This window comes from Streptomyces sp. SID4985 (assembly GCF_009863025.1).
Taxonomy (GTDB): Bacteria; Actinomycetota; Actinomycetes; order Streptomycetales; family Streptomycetaceae; genus Streptomyces.
In genome coordinates, this window is the sequence record NZ_WWIR01000008.1 from 1 (window position 1) to 5,010 (window position 5,010).

Below are 5,010 nucleotides of genomic sequence, written 5' to 3' on the forward strand. Positions count from 1 at the left end.
GAACGGCCGGCACCGGCGCCCGGACGGGTCGGCAGCGGAGGCGTGGCGCCGCTCTGCCGGGTGGGCAGCGGGGGCGTACCGGAGGCACCGCCGGTCGGACGGGTCGGCAGCCCGGCCTGTCCGCCGGACGGAAGCGCGGGCGCGGAACCGGTGGCACCACCGGCACCACCGGCACCAAGAGCGGGAGCGGCACCGGCGGCGGCACCGCCGGGCATCCCGGCACCGTTCGTACCGCCCGTACCGCCGCCCGTACCACCGCCCTTGGCGCCGGACTTGCGGGGTGCGAACCAGTCGCTCGTCTTCTCCTCGGCCGGCGGGGCGGCAGGCTCGGGAGCGGGTTCGGGGGTGGCGGTGTCCGGCGCGGCGGCGGCCTCGGGCCGTGCCTCGGCGGCCGGTTCGTCCCCGGCGCCCTCGCCGTCCCCGACGGTCTTGCGTACGACGACCGGCGGAATGGGCCGCGATCCGGGGATGTTGATCCGGATGCGGGTGGTCAGCGTGGTCTCCGTCTTGCGCTCCTCGGGCCGCGTGCCCGAACGGTCCGCGTCCGGACCGCCGTCGGACGCGGCGGAGGTCCCGTACGGCGGTGTCCCGGAGGGATATGCGGCTCCGCCGCGCCCGTTGCTCCCGGAGGACGGAGTGTCAGTTTCACGACTCAAGGCAGGTTCTCCCGGTTGGCTCCGCCGCCCGTCATGACCTCAGCGGGCTTCTCGGCGGCGCGCACCACCATACTGGCCACTTCTGGCGCGTATCCCACGACCGTCGGGGAAACCCGCACCGGACCCGCACGGTTGTCGCACGAAGTGGTACGTCAGTTGCCAAGTCGGCCGGAGCGGGCGGGGGGTTGCCGTCCCGGGGCGAGGGTGGCGCAGATCACAGCGATGGCCATCCCGCCGAGCAGGAAGAAGTACGAGGCGCCGCCCGCGCCGAAGAGGAAGTCGCCCTCGGGGCGGCTGGCGGTGAGCAGGATGACGGCGACGACCCAGCCGATGACCGGCGCCACGGCACCGGAGCGGGCGCCCATCGCGTACGCCCCGCCGAGGAACGTCCCGGCCGCGCCCGCGAGAGCGAGCAGCAGGCCCCCCGGGAGCCAGGCGTCCTGGATCAGCGATCCGGCGAGCCCGACGACCGCGCCGAGCACGAACAGCCCGAACAGTCCGAACGCCCGCCCGGCGGAGGGCGGTCGCAGCGGCTGCGCGAGCATCGATCCACGTCCGTCCCCGCTCACGAGGCCACCTCGATCCCGTCCTCGGTCCCGTCCTCGATCCCGGCGAACAGGTCGCTCTCCCCGGGCTCGCCCGCGCCGCGCGCCAACTCGTAGTACTCGGTGGTGAACAGCGGCTGGGCCAGGTCGTTGGAGAGCGCGAAGTACGGCCCTGCCACGGTGATCTGGGTGGCGTGGGCGCGCATCGCGGCGGCCTTGGCGGCGGCGTACGCGGTGCCGTCGACGGCGGTCGTGATCCGCGCGTCCTCGACGACACCGGGCAGGTCCCCGATGACGGCGCTCTTGGGGAAGGGCAGGTCCGGCAGCTCCTCGGCGAGCCGGGCGAAGCCCTCCTCGGCGACGGACCTCGGAATCCGGTTCCAGTACACCTTGGCCACCTCGTGCCCGCGCCCGGCGGCCAGTTCCACGCCCCGCATGGCGACGCGGTGGGCCTGGATGTGGTCCGGGTGCCCGTACCCCCCGTTGTCGTCGTACATGACGACGACCTGCGGCCGCACCTCGAGAATGACGTCCGCCAGCGCCCCGGCCGCCTTCTCGACATCGGCCTGCCAGAAGACTCCCGGCTCGTCGTTGTCGGGCAGCCCCATCATCCCGGAGTCGCCGTACCCGAGCAGCCGCACGTCGGTGACCCCCAGCTCCCCCATGGCGGCCGCCAGCTCCCCCCGCCGGTACTCCCCCAGCGCGTCCCCGCTCAGATGCCCCAGCTCCGGCGGGATGACCTCCCCCCGCTCCCCGAGCGTGCAGGTGACCAGCGTCACCCCGGCACCCTCGGCCGCGTACTTCGCCATGGTCGCGCCATTGTTGATCGACTCGTCGTCCGGGTGCGCGTGCACCAGGAGCAGCCGCCGGGCGGGGAGATCCGTCATGGGTCCAGCGTACGAGGCCGGGCGGGCGGGCTCAGGAAGCGGGCTCGGGCACGGCAGTGCCCCCATCACCCCGGGCTCCTGCCGGAGTCCACTCCCGACAGTCCCGGCACAGCCCCGGGTCGGCGGCGCGGAAGACCCGTTCGCAGCCGTCGCAGGTCTGGAGGGGATGTCGTACGGGCGGCGGGGCGGCGGTGGGGGTCGGGTGGAACGGAGGTGGAGGTGGGAGCAGGGCGGAAAGGCGGTGGGCCAAGAGGGCGGCGGGGCGGTGCAGGGGGCCGTCGGGGAGGTCGGCGGTCAGGGCGTGGCGTACGGCCGCGGGGGTGACGTCGCGCTCCAGCCAGACGGCGACACCTGGGGTCAGGTGGGCCGTGTCGTCGGTGGAGAGGAGCAGGCGTACGTCGCTTCGGCGCAGGTCCGCGAGGAGGCGGGCGGCGCTCTCGAACAGCGCGGGCGCGGTGCAGGAGGGGACGGGGACGGCGGGGAGAGCCTTGCGGCGGGTACGGGGGCCGCTCGGCGCGCGGTCGGACGACGTGGCCCCACTCGACGTGCAGTCGGGCGACGGGGCCTCACTCGGTGCGCAGTCAGGCGACGTGGACCCACCCGGCGCGACGTCGGCCGAGACCTCGGAGGGTTCGGAGGGTTCGATGGATGGGGCGCTCTGGTGATCGGGGTGGGCGGTCGGGCCCTCGTCTTCGTGGCCGGAGCCGTTCGCCCGGTCGGGGTGACGGGTCGCGGGCTGGTTGCAGGACACCGTGCGGGTGATGATGCGCCCGCCGGGGATGCGCTCGCGCTCGCGGCGCAGATACCCGTGTTTCTCCAGCTCGCGCAGCCCGGCGGCGATGCGGACGGCTCCCTCGGGGAAGCGGGCGGCCAGGCTCTTGATGTCGACGCGGGCGCCCTTGGGCAGCGACTGGATGTGGCAGCCGAGGCCGATCGCCAGCAGGGAGAGGTCCGCGTGCTGGGTGAGGTGGTTGCCGATCACCGTGAAGCGGACGGTGTGACGGGAGTTGTCGTGCAGGAGGCCGCCGCCGCGGCGATACACCCGGTTCGGGTGCGTGTTGCCGACAATGCGGGACCGGGCGCGCGAGAGCGCGCTAGGGTTCAGCGTATCCATCGGGAAGGGGCCTAACTTCCTTGGTGGTCAGGCCCTCGCACTGGGAAGCCACTCCCGGCGGGGGCCGACGTATGTCTGCGGTTGTTGCGCTGAGAGTAGGGCCGTTGGGGGAGGCAATTGCCAGCGGAATCGGTGATGTTCACTCGCCAGAGTGAGAGCGACCCGCGGGGTACTGGTGGGGTTTGGTGGGGTGCCTTTCCACCAGGGTCTTTTCAGGTCTGTTGACCGTCGCGGTCACCGGAACCCGGCGGGCCGTGCTCCGGTGCCGGGAGCTTCAGTTCGGCCCACACGATCTTGCGGGGAAGCAGTCCTCGGAGACGCCCCAGCGGTCGGCCAGGGCGGCGACGAGAAGCAGACCGCGCCCCGACTCGGCGTACCGGTCCGGCTCTTGGCACTCCGGACGACGGTCACCGCGCGTGTCGGTGACCTCGATGCGGAGCGTGCCGCCGCAGAGGGCGAGCGTCATCCGGAAGCTGCGGCCGGGCAGTCTGCCGTGGGTCGCGGCGTTGGCCGCCAGCTCCGCCACGATCTGACTCGCAGTCCCGCTCGGCACCCCCCAGCTCCGCAGCTGATCGGCGGCGAGCAGCCGGGCGAGCCGGGCACCTCGCGGCGTGGACGAGAACAGCAGGCTGAAGTCACCCGCACGATGGTTGAGTTGGGCCGTGGCCCCGGTGTTTTCCGCATTCACATCACCCAGGGTTGCCGCATCGCCCTACCGTGAAGAGTGAACGCACCGTCGCGTACGGTCACTGTCGGCGCTTGGTCCGGGGGTGTCCATCCTGTCGGCAGCCGGTGCGGGGGCGGTACGACGCACCGGAGGAGTTGCGCATGTCGGTGGACGGCGAGGCGGTACGGATCACGGTGGAGGACGACGAGTCCGGCTGGGAGGTCGAGCCCGACGACGAATGGGGCGCGGCTGTCATCGCCACGGTGGGAAGGCAGTTGAAGCTACGACGAGAAGCCGCGGGGATGCGGGCGGCGGAGTTCGGGGCGGCGATCGGGTACGGCGAGGACCTCGTCTACAAGATCGAGAGCGGTAAGCGGATTCCCCGCCGGGAGTATCTGGACAGGGCGGACGAGCTGCTGAAGGCGAACGGGCTGATCTCGGCGGCCTGGGAGGACGTGAAGAGGGTCCGCTATCCCCGGAAGGTGCGGGAGCTGGGGAAGCTGGAGTCGCAGGCGGTGGAAATTGCCTTGTACGAGTGCAACATCATCGCCGGGTTGCTGCAGACACCGGAGCACGCACGAGCGGTGATCGGCGCCGCGCAGCCTCCTTACTCGCCGGACGACGTGGAGCGCATGGTGGCCGCGCGCGTGGCCCGGCAAGCGGTCTTCGAGCGCTCGCCCGCACCGGCACTCAGCTTCATCCTCGAAGAGGCGGCTCTGAAGCGGCCCATCGGAGGCACAATGGTGTGGCGCCAACAGCTCGAACGCGTGCTGGAGGTGGCGAACTTGCACAATGTCGTCCTTCAGGTGATGCCGAACAACTGCACCACCCACTCGGGACTGGACGGCCGGATCGAACTGCTGAAGTTCGCGGACGGTTCAGCGGTGGGCCGGTCCGACGGCGCATTCAACGGCAGGCCGACCTCTGATCCCAAACAGCTGCGCATCCTTGAGCTGCGGTATGGCACGATCCGGGCTCAGGCACTCTCACCAGGGGAGTCGCTGGCCTTCATCGAGCAACTGCTGGGAGAGAAATGATCCGCAAGACCGCTGACGGTGGCGCCTCCGAGCTGACGTGGTTCAAGAGCAGCTACAGCGGCGGCAACGACGGCAACTCCTGCGTGGAGATCGCCGTAACCCCC

General features: G+C 71.8%; 5 protein-coding genes and 2 pseudogenes. 2 read left to right on the plus strand and 5 right to left on the minus strand.

All coding sequences use genetic code 11. The features are described 5' to 3' along the window. The 5 genes and pseudogenes from GTW40_RS00360 to GTW40_RS00380 all read right to left on the minus strand — a co-directional run. Positions 1-656: pseudogene (locus GTW40_RS00360) on the minus strand (hypothetical protein); the annotation flags it as partial. A gap of 152 nt (positions 657-808) precedes the next feature. Next, positions 809-1,225: a DUF6113 family protein gene (locus GTW40_RS00365; protein ID WP_161178123.1), complete on the minus strand. Its 417-nt coding sequence runs from the start codon at positions 1,223-1,225 to the stop codon at positions 809-811. Then, positions 1,222-2,088: an N-acetyl-1-D-myo-inositol-2-amino-2-deoxy-alpha-D-glucopyranoside deacetylase gene (gene mshB / locus GTW40_RS00370; protein WP_161178124.1), complete on the minus strand. Its 867-nt coding sequence runs from the start codon at positions 2,086-2,088 to the stop codon at positions 1,222-1,224. Before mshB ends, GTW40_RS00365 begins: the two co-directional genes overlap by 4 nt. Positions 2,089-2,119: 31 nt before the next feature. After that, positions 2,120-3,202, minus strand: a complete 1,083-nt coding sequence (locus GTW40_RS00375; RefSeq protein WP_161178125.1) for a helix-turn-helix domain-containing protein — start codon at positions 3,200-3,202, stop codon at positions 2,120-2,122. Positions 3,203-3,414: 212 nt separating this feature from the next. Then, positions 3,415-3,890: pseudogene (locus GTW40_RS00380) on the minus strand (ATP-binding protein). A gap of 140 nt (positions 3,891-4,030) precedes the next feature. Between GTW40_RS00380 and GTW40_RS00385 the strand changes: the two are divergent. Together GTW40_RS00385 and GTW40_RS00390 are read left to right on the plus strand one after the other, a co-directional pair. Beyond that, positions 4,031-4,906, plus strand: coding sequence for a helix-turn-helix transcriptional regulator (locus GTW40_RS00385; RefSeq protein ID WP_161178126.1), 876 nt, complete (start codon positions 4,031-4,033; stop codon positions 4,904-4,906). Beyond that, positions 4,903-5,010 (plus strand): DUF397 domain-containing protein (locus tag GTW40_RS00390; protein ID WP_161178127.1); only part of this gene is annotated, 108 nt, incomplete at its 3' end. The genes GTW40_RS00385 and GTW40_RS00390, both read left to right, overlap by 4 nt.

Excerpts from the sequence above, each read along its gene's own strand:
- GTW40_RS00375 (WP_161178125.1), bottom strand. The coding sequence starts at position 3,202 with ATGGATACGCTGAACCCTAGCGCGCTCTCGCGCGCCCGGTCCCGCATT.
- mshB (WP_161178124.1), bottom strand. The coding sequence starts at position 2,088 with ATGACGGATCTCCCCGCCCGGCGGCTGCTCCTGGTGCACGCGCACCCG.
- GTW40_RS00385 (WP_161178126.1), top strand. The coding sequence starts at position 4,031 with ATGTCGGTGGACGGCGAGGCGGTACGGATCACGGTGGAGGACGACGAG.